This is a genomic window from Bacteroides sp. B1-V-101 (genome assembly GCF_023656585.1).
Taxonomy (GTDB): domain Bacteria; phylum Bacteroidota; class Bacteroidia; order Bacteroidales; family Bacteroidaceae; genus Bacteroides; species Bacteroides thetaiotaomicron.
The window spans coordinates 51,336-69,016 of sequence record NZ_JAMOKH010000009.1 but is presented as its reverse complement, the minus strand read 5'-3'; the positions used below and the strand labels follow the sequence as shown (position 1 = coordinate 69,016).

The window sequence follows — 17,681 nt, the reverse complement described above, 5'->3', positions numbered from 1 at the left end:
TATTTCATTTTTACTTAAATGTGGCTACGTAATAAAATTATGACTAATTAATTCAATTCTGATACTGCAAAGATAGTGCGTTTCTGTATCTGTCACAATCCCCTTTATAAGGTATATTGCGTAGCTGCTCTCACTATTAATAATTAGTGGTGGATATCATTTTACTTTTTTCCACTCTTTCGTTGCGAAATCATATGATTTGATCACTTTGGCAGGGCAACCGGCACAAATAGAGTATGCTGGGATGGAACGGCTGACAACGCTTCCGGCAGCCACTACACAATGTTTCCCTAAAGTAACTCCTGGCAGTATGACTGAGTTTGCACCTACCCATACATCATCCTCAATAGTGACAGGCTGTGTACTTACTCCCTGTTCGTCGATTGATTTCTCCGCATCTTGATAATTATGATTAAGTCCTGTGACTGTTACATGCTGTGCAAGATTCACATGATTTCCTATAAGAACCGGACCGATAATGGTATTTCCTAATCCGATGCGGGTATAATCTCCAATGATTAAATCTCCTACCGCATTATTAAGGCAGGAAAAGTCTTCTACTACCGAATAGCGCCCTAGCGAGAACTGATTAAAAGGAGGAAGGTCTTTGCGGACACTGCGATAAATCACGGAACCTTTTCCACATTTCAGATATACAAAATAGAAAAGGCGTATCCACCAGTTGGGGCGTGTCTTTACAGGATGCATAATAAAACGATGTACGACTTGTTTCAAAGCCGGATTTTGTTTGATTCGCAGTTTCAGTGTCCTTTTTTCCATATTGAATGTTTTTGTTTCTTTTTATCTTCTACTAAATAATTCGGTATTGCCAGACTGTATGTGATTGCCAATCCTAAAAGCAATATCCACCACTTGAGTGACGAGGTCCAGTGGTATCCTGTTATCAATAAAGTCCAAATACTGATGAAGGTGCATAATTTCATCGGAGAAGGTATCAGCTGCTGGGCTATACGGTTGCAGAAATTCCAGTTGCCTTCTAATAAAGACGGCAATAGATAAGAGAGGGTCTTCCGTATGCGCCTGCGATAGGGATAAACAGGGGCGGAGTCACAGTGTACAATCACATCCGGCAGATATTCAATATATATATTCTGTTTGAATAACTTTCGTTCGAGATTTGTTTTGGCAGTTCTTTGATTCTTCTGTAGCCATTCTAAGTCGAAAGCCATATTGGTTCCGAAAAGACTTGAAGAAAAGCCGATCTGAGTATTCCCCGATCTGAAAAGACTGTTATTGATTTCTTCGGATAGAGCATGGAAATGTTTCCGTACTCCCTTATGATTATTAATGATCGTGTGTAACTGCATTGCCTGTATTCCGGCATCGTAGGCATTATAAATCTTTTCCAGAAAATGGGGTGATAAAGCACTGGCTTTATCAGAAAGAAGGATGACTAATTCGTATCGTTCTTTATCTAATGAATTAATTGCTTCCAGCAAATCTTTATATGTGATGAATTCATATGCTTCCTGTTGATACATGAAAGGAAGGAGGCTTCCGTCCTGAACTAATATGGCACACTGATATTGTTTTCTGGCTTTGGGATAATTGGAATGTTTGAAATGTGAGGCAACAGCCAATATGAAAAGGTATAGGAGCAAAAGCCCTATACACAAAAAGAAGAAATCGTCTGCTATGTAGATAAAGTAGTCCATCCTGTAGTGAAGGAGTTATACGTTCTCTTTTTGAACGAATGCAGTAACTGTTTTCAGAATGATTTTTATGTCCAGTCCGAAAGAGAAGTTTTTTGCATATTGGATATCCAGTTGCTTGCGTTCTTCTGCGGAGAGTTTACCCGCTTCACCTCTTTTTTCAACCTGCCACAGCCCGGTAAGACCGGCTGGTCCCATAAAACGATCAATGTGTTCATCACTAGTCAGTAACTCTGCCTCATAGAGTGGGAGGGGACGATTGCCCACTATAGACATATCTCCTTTGAGGATATTGATAAGCTGTGGTAATTCATCAATGCTGTATTTACGGATAAAACGTCCTATCTTTGTGATTCTGGGGTCATTTTCCAGTTTTACGAAAGCATTACTTTTCTCTTTTGATTTCTTGTGGATATAGTCTTCTTCAGAAATTACAAAATCGTCGGATATCAGGAGAATTTCTTCTTCGTCTGCTTCTTCAGAGACACAGGATTCTTCTCCCCATATATCTTCTTCCTCTTCTTCTTCCTGTTGGTATTGGTTGAGAGCATTGAAATCCTTCAGATGTTTATCAGCGTCGGTATACATCGAACGGAATTTGAGAAAATCAAATATCTGATAATTGCTTCCTACACGTTTGGATTTATAGATAATCGGTCCTTTGCTCTCCAAGCGAATGGCTATAGCAGTAGCTATTAAAAGAGGAGAAAGGAAAAGTAGTGCTATTCCGGAAAAGAATATATCGAAGATTCTTTTCCATGAAGGCAGGCGAAAGGCTTTTAAATTCTGTGTTTGGAGTTGCAGTGCTGCTATTTTTTGTTCTTTTCTACGTGTGAGAAAAGTTGACAGATCTTTCAGTACTTCACTGTTGGTTTCGTACTTAATCGTGTTATTAACTCCTGCCTTCAAGTATTCTGTAGCTTCTTCCTTAGTAATGGAATCTATAACCAGTACCATATAAAGCCCTGGATACATTTTTCGTATAGAGCGAATATCAGCGATATCTTTTGATAATTCTACCTGCTCAATAAATAAAGCTGCGTCGTATTTTTCTCGTATCTTGTCTAGCACTTTAGTTGCCTTATAGCAGTTTGGTGCTGCATAGAATACTCCGGTACTTAATTTCGAAAACAGTTCTATTGTTTTGTTGTGTCTGCCTATGTAAACAAAATATTGCATTTAAAGGCTGTATTAGTCGATAATCTTTTTGATTCGGATTTTTAGTTCCAAAGGATTGAATGGCTTCAGAATATAGTCTTCTGCCCCTTCTTCCAGTAATTTGATTCTTTCCGTAGTACTTTCTTCGCTGGACAGCATAACGATAGGAATTGACTTGAATAACTCATTGGCTTTCATATATCTGAGGAATTCATCTCCTCTCATTAACGGCATACGAATATCGGAAATAATGAGATCGGGTACATTACCTTCATTAAGCCAATCTATTGCTTTAATAGGATTCTCCAAATACATAACGTCGTAATCCTTGCCTAAATATATACTTGCAACTTTTCCAATAGTCGCTTTATCGTCAACTAATAGTATCTTTTTTTTCATACAAATAGAACCTTTCTATCGCTTGCTTTGCTACTTGATTTATATAGATTAAATTGAATCTCTTGCCTTTGTTTCACTTCGTGCAAATATATATATAATTTTAGAATAAACTTCCAATTAGCAGAAGTAAAATTCATGAAGATTATTATTTTTATTTATTAATAGAATATATCTGATACGTTTAGTGAGGAAAAAAAACACGGATTTCATTATTTTTATGAAACCCGTGTTGATAAGGGAGATTAGTTTTTATTTGTTTGGAATACCTTGTTTACATCAAAATCATTCCACCATTTTTCATTTTCTGTACCACCGCTCGTTACCCAGTCACTGAATTGTGAATAAGCAGTTTTGATATTTACATACTCCAAAGGCCATTTGAAATTGGAAGGAACCATGATGCCCCATGCCAGATTCTCTTTACTGATATAATATTTTTTGCTAGCATGATGGCTGTTATCGTTGTTTCCGCCAAACAGATCGGTATTTGCGAGTTTGGTTGGTTGGTAGCCTGCAACATGTATTTCCTTACGTGGGTTTCTGTTGCCGTCTACGATGATAAAGACATTCAATTTGTTGACATTAAAGGCATCTGCTGATATTGTCGGATTATTGAATGTAATGGAGAAACTGATATTTTTAGGTTTGGTATTGCCTGCATAGTCTGAAACAGTATTAATCTGCTCATACCGATCTCTTCCCAATACTTTATGAGCATCATCAAACAGAGGAATCACAGTATAATCCTGACCATTTTCGATATTGTTATTATTTAGATTGAAATTCTTGGCAAGAGTATTGTCACTGAATTCAACTGGCTGTGTAATGGCATTGGCGGGTACATTGTCCAGCATAATAGCTGCTCCGATGCTTTTTGTTGCTCCGGCTGCGGATAAGTCAATACTCAACTCGAATTTTGTTACTTTATTCTCTTTATTAGTATATATTTTCCTTTTCTGAATGGTCAGAACAATGTCATTCATATCATAATCTCCATATAGTGGCCATTGGTCTTCAAAGAGGTAGGTATAATCCTTGTTGTCTTCCACTTCAATAGGGAATTCAGGATCTTCCGGGTCAGGGGTAGGGTCAGGTATTTCTGAAATTTCACTACATGAAGTAATGATTGTTTTGGAACCATTAGGGATATATAATTCTACTGAATTTTCCATAATGTAATTAGGGTTATTGGCAGGTACCCCTTTGGCGAATTCCCCTTCCGGGCATTCAATATCTAAATTACCATTGAACTTAGTTGTCCAACCAGTAGATATGCTTTTTGTAGATTTTAATAATGAACGGGTTCCGGCAGCTTTAAAAGTGACATTAGGAATATCCATTATCTCTGCTTTTATCATAGAACCATTATTCAGTTCAAAAGTGATTCCGCTATTACTGCATTTAAAAGATGGAATAGCTATAAAAGTACCATTTTCTATGCCACCAGCCAATATACCTTTATTCATTATGATAGTTCCGTTTGTTCCTCCGAATTCGAAAGAGTTTTTGGCATAAAGACTGCAATTATTAGTAAAAGTAGGGTTACCGCCATTATCATTACTTATTTTTTGAGCATTAACAGTTCCATCATTTACACCAATTCCACCTATAATGAAAGTTGGAGTATTAATTGTTGCTTCAGTTCCATTATAAAAATAGCATGTTGCATCTTGAGAGTTAAACTTTAATGCACCTTCTTGAATAGTCAATTCTCCAAAGTTATAAATAGCTCCTTTGGTAAATATGGACTGTTCCCAAGAAGCAACAGATTTTCCTGTAACATTAATTGTGGCTTTAGGAGCATTGTATAAAATAGACGTCGTATTCAAGTCCTTCATACTATTGACATTAATTGTTCCAAAATTTTTCAGTAATACTCCTATGGCAGCAAGATTGATGTTATTGCCAATAAGACTTCCGCCTGATTGAATCGTTAATATTGAGTTGTCAGCAATAAGAAAACTCGTGAATGAATCTGTGTTGATTTTTCCACCCTTCAAAATAATAATATCTGCACTTTGTATTTGGTTTTGCGAGGGTGTCCATTCACCTTCTACAAATATGGTAAATCTTCCGCCATTCAAATATCCACTGGTATGGTTGATTTCACCATTAAATTTGTCTTTTATGATATAGCTTTTGCCTGTTTCCAAATGATGATTTGGTTGATTCCAATTAGTATTACCTCTAAGCTCAATGGCTCCTGTGGTATCATAAGTTTCTTCGGGATATTTTTCTGGAATATTATAGCTTCCGGTGGTCGCTTTTGCCACTCTTGTAGTCCTTGAACCTACAATTTCTTTATTTTTAGATACATCCCATGTACTAATAGACACTCTGCTTCTAGAGTCTGTCTTACGAATATATAGGTAATTAGTTCCTTCTGTATAATTTATTTCTTGTGAAAAAGCTTGACCTTTTTTGGCAACTCCTTTGGCAAGTATATGGTAATCAGACGTTGAAAATGGATTTGCGTCCAATATTTCTATTTGGTTGTATAGTTCATCATCAATTTCTATGCTTAGAATACTAGTTGTAGTCATATTCCAGTCAAATCCATCCGGTGCAGCAAAACCGTCCCCCATTGGATTGGCTGTCTGATAAGACGGATCATATAGATCCTTCTCGGAATCTACGCAACTGGATAACATGCTTACTATTGCTATCGCAATTATAGATGTAAGCAGAATTGTTTTTTTCATCATAATGTCTATTGTTTGATTGTTTTTTTGTTTGTTGCAAAGATAGTTGTATATTTTGGATTAAAGATGTATTTATTGATATTTCTTGTGTAAAAAGCAACGATATTTCCGTTTTGGTTCGCTTTATATGAAAAACGAAAGAGTAATCTCCTGATTTTTTCTTTTGCAGAAATATTATAGGATGAAAATCAGGAGATTACTATAGAGATTTTCTTTTTTAGGGTTTGGTTATTTCCCCTATTAAACAAGAGTTCATTTTGTATCGGATGTCTTTATTAGATAGTCCGTGTCCCAGCAAAAACATCAGTTTAGTTACAGCACATTCGGGAGTACTGTCATATCCACTGATAACACCTGCTTCGAGCAGATGCATTCCGGTCTCGTAACGTCCCATTTCTACTGCTCCGGAAGCACATTGTGTGATGTTAACAATGATAATTCCACGATCAGTAGCCTCTTTTAATTCCCGGATGAACCATTCTTTTTGCGGTGCATTTCCTGATCCGAATGTTTTCATCACGACAGCTTTCAATCCGGGGACATGGAGTAGTGAATGGATGATCTCCTCCTGGATGCCGGGAAAAAGAGTTAATATTACCACATTTGTATCAAACAGATAGTGTGGCTTTAGTGGTTTGTCCGGGGTCGGTTTGCGAATAAGGTTGGGCTCGTATTTAATATGGATGCCTACGCGTGCCAATGGCGGGTAATTGAAAGACCGGAAGGCATTAAAGTTCTCAGCATTGATTTTTGTGGTACGATTACCTCGCATCAGGTGATTTTCAAAGAAAATACATACTTCGGGGACAATAGCTGTACCGTCTGGATTCTTGGCAGCAGCAATCTCGATTGCAGTGATCAGATTTTCTTTTCCGTCCGTACGCAGCGTTCCGATTGGCAATTGAGAACCGGTCAGAATAACAGGCTTACTCAGATTTTCGAGCATAAAACTTAGGGCGGAAGCAGTATAGGCCATTGTATCCGTTCCATGCAGAATAACAAAACCATCAAAATGGTCGTAATTATAGTTGATGATCTTTACAAGTTTTGCCCAGTAAGCAGGCTCCATATCCGAGGAGTCGAGAGGAGGTTCGAATTGATAGGAGGAAATGCGATAGTTGAATCTTTTCAGCTCAGGAACGTGCTTGAGCAAATGGTCGAAATTAAAGTTTTCTAAGGCACCTGTCTCCGGATTTTCTATCATTCCGATAGTTCCACCCGTGTAAATCAACAAAACAGAAGGGGTCTCTACTCTCATAATTGATGAATTTCTGTTAAAACGCTGACAAAGATATAGATTAATTGCGAATTATGAATAGTAAATGATGAATTTGTTCGTAGTTTGCAGTGAAATGTTATAAATATGAATATTTATGCGGAATTATACGATGGATTAAAAGAAAAAATGAAGTGAGTCGTAAAAATAGTCAAGTAGCTAAAATTGTTCGGAAAGAATGGTTATGCAAAGCAAAACGATGCTGTCCGGCTATTTTAGCTACTATTTGTCTGACTATTTCCTATGTCTATTTAAGTGCATTTTTCAGTTTCAGAATGGCTTTTTCCGGATCTTTTTCTTCTTCAAGCAGAGTGACAAAGCGGCTACCGATGATAGCTCCGGAAGCATGTTCGCAAGCTGCTTGAAAAGTAGCTTTGTTGGAGATACCGAAACCTACCATTAGCGGGTTGCGTAGATTCATGTCTTCGATCTTTTTGAAATAGGCACGTTTCTGTTCGTTGAAGTCCTGTTGTGCGCCTGTAGTAGCTGCGGATGAAACCATATAGATGAATCCGTCTGTATGTGCATCGATCTCACGTACCCGCTCTTCACTGGTCTCCGGGGTGATGAGCATGATTACTTTGATTCCATAACGTTCGGCAATGATGCGGTAGTGATCCTGATAATCTCTGAAAGGTAAGTCGGGGATGATAACGCCGTCTATTCCGCATTCCACGCATTTGCGGCAGAAGTTTTCAAATCCGAACTGCATAATAGGGTTTAAGTATCCCATAAATACCAATGGGATGCTTACTTCCTGACGAATGTTTCGTAATTGTTCGAAAAGGAGTTTCAGTGACATGCCGTTTCGTAATGCCTGAGTGGCAGCGTTTTGGATGACAATACCGTCCGCCATTGGATCACTGAATGGGATTCCGATTTCGATCATGCTGACGCCATGTTTTTCGAGAGTACGGATGACATTGACTGTTCCATCAAGGGCAGGATCACCTGCACAAAAATAAATAGAAAGAATATCTTTCTTGTTGCTATTAAAGAGTTGATTAATTCTGTTCATGATTTTGAGAATTTAAATTTATGACTTTAGTTCATTTAGAAACATCCGGATTCGTTCCGGGTCCTTTTCCCCGGGCTTCAGTTCGAAACGGCTGTTCAGGTCGTACCCTGCCAGACGGGGATGGTTGAATGCTTTCAATGCATTGGCACTGTGTGAGTTGATGCCGCCACTCAATAGGAATGGAACTTGTCCGTTGTAGGTATGCAGAATGTTCCAGTCGAATTGGTTTCCTGAGCCACCATACTGCTCACATTTCGTATCAAACAGGAAAAGATTGCAAGCTTTTTCATACTTGCTTATGTGATTCAAGTCTTTTGGGCGAGCCACAGAAAAAGCTTTGATGATTTTCAGGCCGGAGGTGCGCAGTGACTGACAGTATTCCGGTGATTCTTTGCCGTGGAGCTGGATATATTCCAGCCCGAAACGGTCGGCGTACATCGTGATTACATCTTTGTCTTCATTCACAAAAACTCCGACACGGCGGGCACGAACGGGTAGGTAAGCGGGAAGTTCGTAGATATAACGGGGAGATTTGGGATAGAAGATAAATCCTATCATATCCACTTTTTGTAGTGACTCCACATCCCGTATATTGGGGGCTTCACGCATACCGCATACTTTGATGATTTTTCCGTTGATCATAGGGCTGTCCGTTTTTGGAAGTTCATGTATTTATTGAATGGCTTTCAGAAAGTTCTGCAGCGTTTCTCCCGGTTGCGGAGTTTTCATAAATGTCTCTCCGATGAGGAATCCCCGGAATCCGGCAGTCCGAAGACGTTTTACCACTTCCGGATCGGAAATGCCACTCTCCGATACTAATACCGCATCTTGTGGAAGTTGTCCTGCCAGTTGGAAAGAGTTTTCTACATCTGTGAAGAAAGTACCCAGATTGCGATTATTAATCCCAATCATATCAATTTTACTATTAATATAAGGTAACTCTTCCGCACTATGGATTTCAAGTAATACTTCCAATCCCAGTTCATGTGCCTGCTCTGCCAGTTCCTGACATTTTTCCTGTTTCAGTGCGGCGGCGATAAGAAGTACGGCATCCGCACCGACAATTTTTGCCTGATATAACTGATACTCATCAATGATAAAGTCTTTTCTTATAATGGGAACATCGACCAAAGGACGTGCTGTACGGATATCTTTCAGACTTCCTCCAAAAAATTTCTCATCAGTGAGAATAGAGAGGGCGGAAGCACCTGCCGCAAGATATGACGGAACAATCTCTTCGGGACGTGCTTCCTGTTTGATCCACCCTTTGGATGGTGACCGACGCTTAAATTCGGCTATAATACCGGAATCGGAAGAAGCCAATGCCTGTTTCATAGAACGGGCAGCCGGAACTTCATTGATACCTTCCTGCAACTGTTCGATGGAAATAGCCTGCTTTTGCAAATCGACTTCAAACCGTTTGTTAGCTATAATTTCGGATAATATATCTTTCATTAATCTTAAATTTTGAATCAAGGCAAAGGATATCGTATATTCATCCTTTACCACTTATCATTTATAACTTATTACCTATTACTTATTATTCAATTCAATGAATTTCTTCAGTGTAGCCAATGCCCGGCCACTTTCTAGTGATTCTTTAGCGAGGGCGATGCACTCTTCAATCGTTTTTTCCGGACGAACTACTTGAATAGCGAAAGCTGCATTGATAACAACTACGTTTTTCTGTGCTTCCGTAGCTGTATTGTTCATGATGTTATCAAAGATTTTAGCAGCATCTTCCGGTGTCTGTCCACCATCCAGATCAGTATCCTGATAACGTGCAAATCCGAGACCTTCCGGAGTATAAATCTTCTCATTGCCACAGGTAGCTACCTTAAACTCGTTCGTCAGAGAAATCTCATCATATCCGTCCAGACTATGTACAACGGCAAATTTAGTCTTACTCTCCTGATAAGTATAGGTATAAAGGCGCAAAAGCGGAAGATTATACACGCCTAAAAGCTGATAAGTTGGCAATACCGGATTGACCAACGGACCGAGCATATTAAAGAATGTACGTACCGCCAATCCTTTACGGATCGGGGCAACTGCCTTCAGTGCCGGATTGAACAAAGGAGCGTGCAGATAAGCAATATTACATTGTTCCATACTGCGCCGCATCTGATCAACATCACTTGTGAATTTAACCCCATGTTGCTCCATCACATTGCTGGCACCGCTGACTGAAGTAGCTCCATAATTGCCATGTTTTACTACCGGAATACCTGCTCCGGCTACTGTAAAGCAGGCCGCCGTAGAAATGTTGAACGTATTTTTTCCATCTCCTCCCGTACCGACAATATCGATCGGAGCAAACTCGCTCAAATCAACCGGAACCCGCATTTCCAATAATGCATCACGGAATCCGCATAATTCTTCGACAGAAATATTACGCATCAGAAAGACAGTAATCAGTGATGCTACCTGTACGTCATTATATTTCCCTTGTGCGATGTTTTGCAGGATAGTACGTGCTTCATCGCGTCCCAAATATTGGTGTTCGAAAAGTTTATATAGAATCTGTTTCATAAGTTTATTCGTTTAAGAAGTTTTTGATGATTTCTTTTCCTTGCGGAGTCAGTACGGATTCGGGATGGAACTGGATGCCATGTACATCATAGGTTTTGTGACGTAATGCCATGATTTGTCCTTCCTGACTTTCAGCAGTTATCTCCAGGCACTCGGGAAAACCTTCCCGGCTGACTACCCAGGAATGATAACGTCCGACAGGTATCTCTTTGCCCAGCCCTTCAAAAAGTACGTCTTTCTGCAGGATGCTGATCGGTGTCTGTACACCGTGATATACTTCTTTCAGGTTTTCCAGTCGTGCACCAAAAGCCTCGCCGATGGCCTGATGTCCCAGACAAACGCCTAAAATACTCTTTGTCGGTGCATATCGTTTGATAATGGGCAATAGCAAGCCTGCTTCTTCGGGTATTCCCGGCCCCGGTGAAAGTATGATCTTATCAAATCGTTCCACTTTATCAAGGTTTATCTGGTCGTTGCGGACTACTTCGACGTCTGTAGCTCCCAGTTCTTTCACTGCATGCAGCAAATTGTAGGTGAAAGAATCATAGTTATCTAAAAGTAATATTTTCATTTTATTGTTATTGTAAAATTGTTGTTCAAATACTGTTTCTGACTTATCAGGCAGATCGCTCTGAACAGTTAGTTTTTTAAATTAACAGCTAAATCGATAGCCTTTTTAAGAGCTCCTAATTTATTGTTTACCTCTTGCAGCTCGTATTCATCCTGACTGCGTGCAACGATACCGCCTCCGGCCTGGAACCACAACTCGTTATTCCGGCTGACAAAAGTACGGATGGTGATTGCCTGGTTCAGTTCTCCGTTAAGTCCGATAAAGCCGATACAGCCGCCATAAGCACCGCGGTTATGAGGTTCGATTTCACTGATCAGCTGCATGGCGCGTACTTTCGGTGCTCCGCTCAACGTTCCCGCAGGGAAAGTATCGATGAAAGTTTTAATCTTATCCGCCCCTTCATTCAGCTGACCGCTCACGCGGCTGACCAGATGAATCACATGACTGTAATACTGTGGTTCCTTATAAAACAATACCCGTACATCATGGCAATTACGTGAAAGATCATTTCTTGCCAGATCAACCAGCATCACATGCTCCGCGTTCTCTTTCGGATCGGCAAGCAGTGCTTCCGCCAATTCGCGGTCTTTTACCGTATCTCCGGTACGGCGGGTTGTTCCGGCAATCGGGTCGATGTAGGCACGTCCGTCTTCAATTTTACAGTGAGTCTCCGGTGAAGAACCGAAAATGCGGTATCCCCCGAAATCGAAATAGAAAAGATAGGGAGAAGGATTGATGCTGCGAAGAGCACGATAAACTTTGAAATCATCTCCGGCATAAGGCTGGACGAATCTTCTGGAAAGGACAATCTGAAAAACGTCGCCACGCATACAATGAGCAATACCTTTGCGAACGTTCGCTTTATGTTCCTCATCGGAGATCGGGCTGCTGACAGGACCTGTTACCGAGAAATTATAAGAAGCATAATTTCTGTTTTCGATGGCAGCCTCCAGTTCCGGCAAACCGCTTTCTTCACCTTCGCCCAGCATTTCTACCAATGTCAATTCATTCTTGAAATGATTGAAAACGATGATATACTTATATAATATGTATAGCAAGTCCGGAGCATCATTCTGCTCATCATGACTTTCTTTCACTGGGATATGTTCGAAGTATTTCACTGCGTTGAATGTGGTGTATCCGTAAAGTCCGCATACATTCTTGTTTTCTCCGGTCACTTGAAACTGACTGATGAATTGATTCATCGCTTTTTCTACGGTGAATGATTGGGTGAGCGGCTCTTCTTTCCGGCTGTTGTCGGGATAACTGGCAGTGACTATTTCGCTATTGACACCGATACTTGCCAGCGGACAAAGAGCGATGAACGAAAGGGAATTTTCTCCTGCATGATAATCGGAGCTCTCCATCAATGCAGATTGCGGGTACATATCACGTACTTTCAGATAGATACTGACAGGAGTGTGCATATCTCCGAGTACCTGTTTGCTATGGGCTGTATAACTGAATGTTTTCATTTTTATAATTTCTAAATTCAAACTACAAAACTAGATGTTGATAATCACTTTTCATTGAAAGACAAATAAGTTTCAATGTCTTTGTCGCCACGTCCCGATACGGTCAGTACAACCACATCTTCCGGTTTGAACTTCAATTTCTTCAGCGCACCCAGTGCGTGGGCAGATTCCAGTGCGGGAATGATTCCTTCAAGCTTGGTCAGTTCATAAGCGGCATGGATTGCTTCGTCATCATTGACAGCCAATACGGTAGCCCGTCTTTGAGCGGCAAGATTGGCGTGTATCGGTCCGATTCCCGGATAGTCCAGTCCGGCGGAGATAGAGTAGGGTTCTTCAATCTGTCCGTCTTCGTTCTGGATAACGTAAGTACGGGCTCCATGAATAATGCCCATTTTTCCAAGCTGTATAGTGGCGGCGGTCATTCCGGTTTCTATTCCTTTTCCTCCTGCTTCTGCCAGAATGATGCCTACCCGTTCGTCATTGATATAATGATAAATCGTACCGGCGGCATTGCTTCCTCCACCTACGCAGGCTATCAGATAATCAGGGTGATCACGTCCTTCTTTCTCCAGAAGTTGTTTTTTGATTTCTTCGCTGATTACGGATTGCAGGCGTGCCACCATGTCGGGATAAGGATGGGGACCTACCGTAGAGCCGATGATATAATAAGTGTCGGCAGGATGACAGCACCAGTCGCGGATTGCTTCGTTGGTCGCATCTTTCAGTGTCATGTTGCCGGAAGTGACCGGGATTACGGTAGCTCCCAGCATCTTCATTTTTTCGACATTGATGTGCTGGCGCTCAACGTCCGTTTTACCCATATAGACGATACATTCCATATCCATCAAAGCACATACGGTAGCCGTTGCAACGCCGTGTTGTCCGGCTCCGGTTTCGGCGATGATGCGTTTCTTGCCCATGCGGCGTGCCAGCAGAATCTGTCCGATGGTATTGTTGATTTTGTGAGCACCTGTATGGTTCAGGTCTTCCCGTTTCAGATACATTTTGCAACCATACTTTTCAGAAAGTCTGCGGGCGAGATAGAGTGGAGAAGGGCGTCCTACGTAGTCGCGCAACAGCTGGTCAAATTCCTTTTTGAAATCTTCGCTTTCGAGCACTTCGAGGTACGTATTCTTCAGTTCCTCTACACATTTGTGGAGAATTTCCGGAACATAAGCGCCGCCGAACTCTCCGTAATAACCATCCTGATCAACTAAAAAACTTTTCATAATCCTATTTTTATTTATTATTATTTATTCGATTTTCAAAAACGGGCAAATAAAAAGAGCCCTGTCGCAACCTGCGACAGGGCTCTTTCAAATTTGTTATATCTTTAATGAGGTATATACATACGAGCACTGCTCCCTTACGACTGTCGGAGTTGTAACGGGCGCCACCACCAATATGTATTTACTAACATTGTTCTCATTGTCTTTTGTTATTTATCGGGGACAAATATAGACACTTTGTTTGAAACAACAAACAAAATCTTACTTTTTTTCTTTTTCCCCTTCATTTTTCTGATATAGAACAATTTTCTGCCTGATCTGTTCTTATAAATATTGAATATTTAAACGAAAAACAATTATGAAACAGAGAAAAGTCTTAGTAGGTATCGCTATTGCCATTTTTATTATATTATTGCTTTATTGGTTATTGGTAGCTGAAGATATGAAACCTTGGCTGTCTGCTATGGTTCCTTCGGCCTTGCAACAATTCATTGCCTGATTCCGACAGGTTTCAGATAATTGGCGTATATTTGCAAGGTTAGTAACTAATAACCAAAATAATAACAATAGACAGATATGGAAAATTTTATCTTTCAGAATCCCGTAAAGCTGATTATGGGGCATGGAATGATTGCCCGGCTGAGCAAAGAAATACCATCCGACAAACGTATTATGATAACTTTTGGCGGAGGCAGCGTGAAAAAGAATGGCGTGTATGATCAGGTAAAAGAAGCGCTTAAAGACCATTTTACAATAGAGTTTTGGGGCATTGAGCCTAATCCGGCCATTGAAACGCTTCGCAAGGCGATTGCTTTGGGCAAGGAACAGAAAGTCGATTATCTATTGGCTGTAGGCGGTGGTTCTGTGATTGATGGTACGAAATTGATTTCCGCGGGTTTGTTATACGACGGTGATGCATGGGATTTGGTACTTGCCGGACGTCCGGTTACCAAGACTGTTCCGCTTTCTACCGTATTGACGCTTCCTGCCACTGGGTCGGAAATGAATAACGGAGCTGTCATCTCCCGTCACGAAACCAAGGAAAAATATCCTTTTTATTCCAATTTCCCATTGTTCTCTATTCTCGATCCGGAAGTAACCTTTACTCTACCTCCTCATCAGGTGGCGTGCGGATTGGCGGATACATTCGTTCATGTGATGGAGCAATACATGACAGTTGCCGGACAAAGCCGTGTGATGGACCGTTGGGCGGAAGGTATCCTGCAAACTCTGGTAGAAATAGCTCCAAAGATTCGTGAGAACCAGCATGATTATCAGCTTATGGCAGATTTCATGCTTTCTGCAACAATGGCGTTGAATGGCTTTATTGCAATGGGAGTGTCTCAGGACTGGGCAACTCACATGATCGGTCATGAAATCACTGCATTGCATGGACTGACACATGGGCATACGCTGGTAATTATTCTCCCGGCAACTTTACGTGTCCTTCGGGAAGCGAAAGGAGACAAGTTGGTGCAATACGGTGAAAGAGTATGGGGAATTACTTCCGGAACGAAAGAAGAACGTATTGATGAAGCAATTGATCGTACTGAAGAGTTTTTCCGTTCATTGGGCTTGACTACCCGTCTGCATGAAGAAAATATCGGTGAAGAAACCGTTTTGGAAATTGAACGCCGATTTAACGAGCGTGGTGCCAAGTATGGAGAAAATGAGAACGTGACAGGAGCCGTTGCCCGTAAAATATTGGAGGCTGCTCTCTGATCGCTTCTTTTGACACTGTTTTGAACTAAATGATAGTCGGTTCTATCTTCAATTCTCCTCCTTCGGGAAGGAGGAGTACCCGTAGGGGGAGGTGGTAGGTGAATACATAATCCTGTCATTTACAAAGAAATAGGTATAAACATTGTTTTTCCTACCACCTCGGTCTTCGACCACTCCTCCTTCCCGAAGGAGGAGAATGGAGTTACTATTGTGTACTACTGTTTAGTTCATTCCTAAACAGAAAGGAGTAAAACTGTACAAGTATGAATTAGTGTGTACAGCCATTTACAGTTAATTATTTGATTTTTGGGTTATCGGAAGTCTGAGCCAAAAGCACGAACCTTCTCCTTCTTTAGAATCTGCTCCGATAGTGCCGCCTAAGCGCTCTACGATCACCCGGCAGATAGCCAGACCGAGTCCCGTACCTTTTGCGAATGTATTCAGCTTGACGAAACGTTCGAATACCTCGTTTATTTTATCCTCCGGAATCCCAATGCCCGTGTCTTTTACATAGAAGTAGATTTCATCTTTTGCTTCGTCAATCCGATATCCCATTTGGATGGAACCTTTCGGAGTGAACTTCATCGCATTGTTTGTGAAGTTGATGATTACTTGCGAAAGACGTACGCGGTCTGTGTTGAGAATACATTCTTCCGCTTTCTCCGTGAAGGTGATCGCCACGTCGGGAGAAGTGTTTTTCTCTTGCATTTGCCTGCAAATACCTTCCATCAGATCATTGATATCGGTAGGGGCGAGGCTAAATTCCATCGTTCCGGCTTCGATTTTGGAAAGATCGAGAATATCATCTATCAATTGCAGTAACAACTCATTGTTACTGGACACTATCTTCATGTATTCCTGTTTCTCTTCCTCTTCACCCGTTTGGCAAATCATGTCAGAGAATCCAATAATCGCATTCAACGGAGTACGTATCTCGTGACTCATGTTGGCAAGGAAAGCTGATTTCAGACGGTTTGATTCTTCTGCTTTTTCTTTTGCTTCCTGTAGCATCTTGTCCATTTTCACCTTTTCGGTGATGTCTTCGAAGCGCAACAGACCGCCGATGATTTCTATTCCTTCATTATCATAAACCGGAGTAGCTGTCACTTCAAAGTCTACCTGATCTATCTGGATAGTATGGCGTATGATTTTTCCTTGTTCAATCGCTTTCTGAAAGGCGCATTGTTCGCATGGAGTATCCCGGAGTGCACTTGTTTTGTAGCAGATTTGTCCCGGTGTATAATGCCTTCCTTTCACGAGGCTGGCAATTTGCGTCGTTTCTTCCCATTGTACCAGATAGTTTTTGTCGATATAAATGAGCCCGAAGTTGACGCTCTTCAAAGCTAGCTTTTGTTTGTTCAGCGCTTTTTCCAGTTCTTCTTTGGCGGCAATCAGTTCTCGTTCGTAAGTCTTTAGCCGGGTGATGTCCCATCGGGTCACTAACAGCCATTTTTTCTTTTCCTTCCATTTGATAATCGATTTTACGGCAATTGTATCATGTACTGCTCCGTCCACTGTGCTGTAGCTTTCTTCTGCCCGGTATATCTTGTCTGCCTGCACAAGTGATTCATCCACATCACGGTATTTTCTGCCCCGTTCTTCTCCATAGATTTCGTAGTCTGTGCATCCTATTGCTTCTTCCCGCTTAATGCCGGATTGCAGTTCGGATTCTTTGTTCCAGTAATAGTATCGGAAACTATTCTGGATATCTTTTACCATAATAGGGAAAGGGAGGTTATCGAGTATATCGAATAAAGAATGATAGTAATCCTGTTCTTTTCCTATATTCTTTTTAAGTTGTCGTAGTCTGTATAATAAAAAGCAGATGATCAGGAGTAAAAAGCCTATTAGTAAATAATAATAACTCCAATGCTGGTCTGTAATCCATATAACGGATAGTATATTGTTTGCCATAATTTATGTTTG

Annotated in this window: 16 protein-coding genes; 2 read left to right on the top strand and 14 right to left on the bottom strand. The window is 40.8% G+C overall.

The features are described 5' to 3' along the window. Nucleotides 1-156 precede the first annotated feature (156 nt). The 13 genes from NBH01_RS09030 to trpB all read right to left on the bottom strand — a co-directional run bounded on the left by NBH01_RS09030 (nt 157) and on the right by trpB (nt 14,033). On the bottom strand, nt 157-780 hold the full coding sequence (locus tag NBH01_RS09030) for an acyltransferase (protein ID WP_195591974.1): 624 nt from the start codon (nt 778-780) through the stop codon (nt 157-159). Next, complete coding sequence (locus NBH01_RS09025) at nt 762-1,676, bottom strand: glycosyltransferase family 2 protein (protein ID WP_225679109.1); 915 nt, start codon at nt 1,674-1,676, stop codon at nt 762-764. Before NBH01_RS09025 ends, NBH01_RS09030 begins: the two co-directional genes overlap by 19 nt. A gap of 15 nt (nt 1,677-1,691) precedes the next feature. Continuing rightward, on the bottom strand, nt 1,692-2,852 hold the full coding sequence (locus NBH01_RS09020; RefSeq protein ID WP_061473145.1) for a sugar transferase: 1,161 nt from the start codon (nt 2,850-2,852) through the stop codon (nt 1,692-1,694). 12 nt (nt 2,853-2,864) lie between these two features. Continuing rightward, a complete protein-coding gene (locus NBH01_RS09015; protein WP_008763087.1) occupies nt 2,865-3,230 on the bottom strand; it encodes a response regulator in 366 nt (121 codons plus the stop codon). Nucleotides 3,231-3,472: 242 nt separating this feature from the next. Next, entirely contained in the window at nt 3,473-5,932 is a 2,460-nt protein-coding gene (locus tag NBH01_RS09010; RefSeq protein ID WP_373151007.1) for an LruC domain-containing protein, read from the bottom strand. A 217-nt stretch (nt 5,933-6,149) separates the two neighbouring features. After that, nucleotides 6,150-7,190: an asparaginase gene (locus NBH01_RS09005; RefSeq protein ID WP_016267298.1), complete on the bottom strand. Its 1,041-nt coding sequence runs from the start codon at nt 7,188-7,190 to the stop codon at nt 6,150-6,152. 265 nt (nt 7,191-7,455) lie between these two features. Further along, entirely contained in the window at nt 7,456-8,226 is a 771-nt protein-coding gene (gene trpA / locus NBH01_RS09000; protein ID WP_008763090.1) for a tryptophan synthase subunit alpha, read from the bottom strand. A gap of 18 nt (nt 8,227-8,244) precedes the next feature. Further along, the gene (locus NBH01_RS08995) at nt 8,245-8,868 is read right to left on the bottom strand and encodes a phosphoribosylanthranilate isomerase (RefSeq protein WP_008763091.1); all 624 of its coding nucleotides are present in this window, start codon (nt 8,866-8,868) and stop codon (nt 8,245-8,247) included. Nucleotides 8,869-8,898: 30 nt separating this feature from the next. Further along, entirely contained in the window at nt 8,899-9,681 is a 783-nt protein-coding gene (gene trpC / locus NBH01_RS08990) for an indole-3-glycerol phosphate synthase TrpC (RefSeq protein ID WP_225680739.1), read from the bottom strand. A 78-nt stretch (nt 9,682-9,759) separates the two neighbouring features. Then, entirely contained in the window at nt 9,760-10,758 is a 999-nt protein-coding gene (gene trpD, locus NBH01_RS08985; RefSeq protein ID WP_008763093.1) for an anthranilate phosphoribosyltransferase, read from the bottom strand. Nucleotides 10,759-10,762: 4 nt separating this feature from the next. Continuing rightward, a complete protein-coding gene (locus NBH01_RS08980) occupies nt 10,763-11,329 on the bottom strand; it encodes an anthranilate synthase component II (RefSeq protein WP_143919625.1) in 567 nt (188 codons plus the stop codon). A gap of 68 nt (nt 11,330-11,397) precedes the next feature. After that, nucleotides 11,398-12,804 carry an anthranilate synthase component I family protein gene (locus tag NBH01_RS08975; RefSeq protein WP_225680735.1) on the bottom strand — a complete coding sequence of 469 codons (1,407 nt, stop codon included), beginning with the start codon at nt 12,802-12,804 and terminating at the stop codon, nt 11,398-11,400. A 44-nt stretch (nt 12,805-12,848) separates the two neighbouring features. Further along, nucleotides 12,849-14,033 (bottom strand): tryptophan synthase subunit beta, encoded by a 1,185-nt coding sequence (gene trpB, locus NBH01_RS08970; protein WP_132059840.1) that lies wholly within the window; start codon nt 14,031-14,033, stop codon nt 12,849-12,851. 358 nt (nt 14,034-14,391) lie between these two features. Here trpB and NBH01_RS08965 point away from each other — a divergent pair, with 358 nt between their 5' ends. Then, a complete protein-coding gene (locus NBH01_RS08965; RefSeq protein ID WP_008765050.1) occupies nt 14,392-14,532 on the top strand; it encodes a hypothetical protein in 141 nt (46 codons plus the stop codon). 77 nt (nt 14,533-14,609) lie between these two features. Beyond that, nucleotides 14,610-15,755: an iron-containing alcohol dehydrogenase gene (locus tag NBH01_RS08960; RefSeq protein WP_008763097.1), complete on the top strand. Its 1,146-nt coding sequence runs from the start codon at nt 14,610-14,612 to the stop codon at nt 15,753-15,755. 291 nt (nt 15,756-16,046) lie between these two features. Here NBH01_RS08960 and NBH01_RS08955 read toward each other — a convergent pair whose 3' ends face one another. Beyond that, nucleotides 16,047-17,669, bottom strand: a complete 1,623-nt coding sequence (locus NBH01_RS08955; RefSeq protein WP_055300204.1) for a sensor histidine kinase — start codon at nt 17,667-17,669, stop codon at nt 16,047-16,049. Nucleotides 17,670-17,681: the final 12 nt, after the last annotated feature.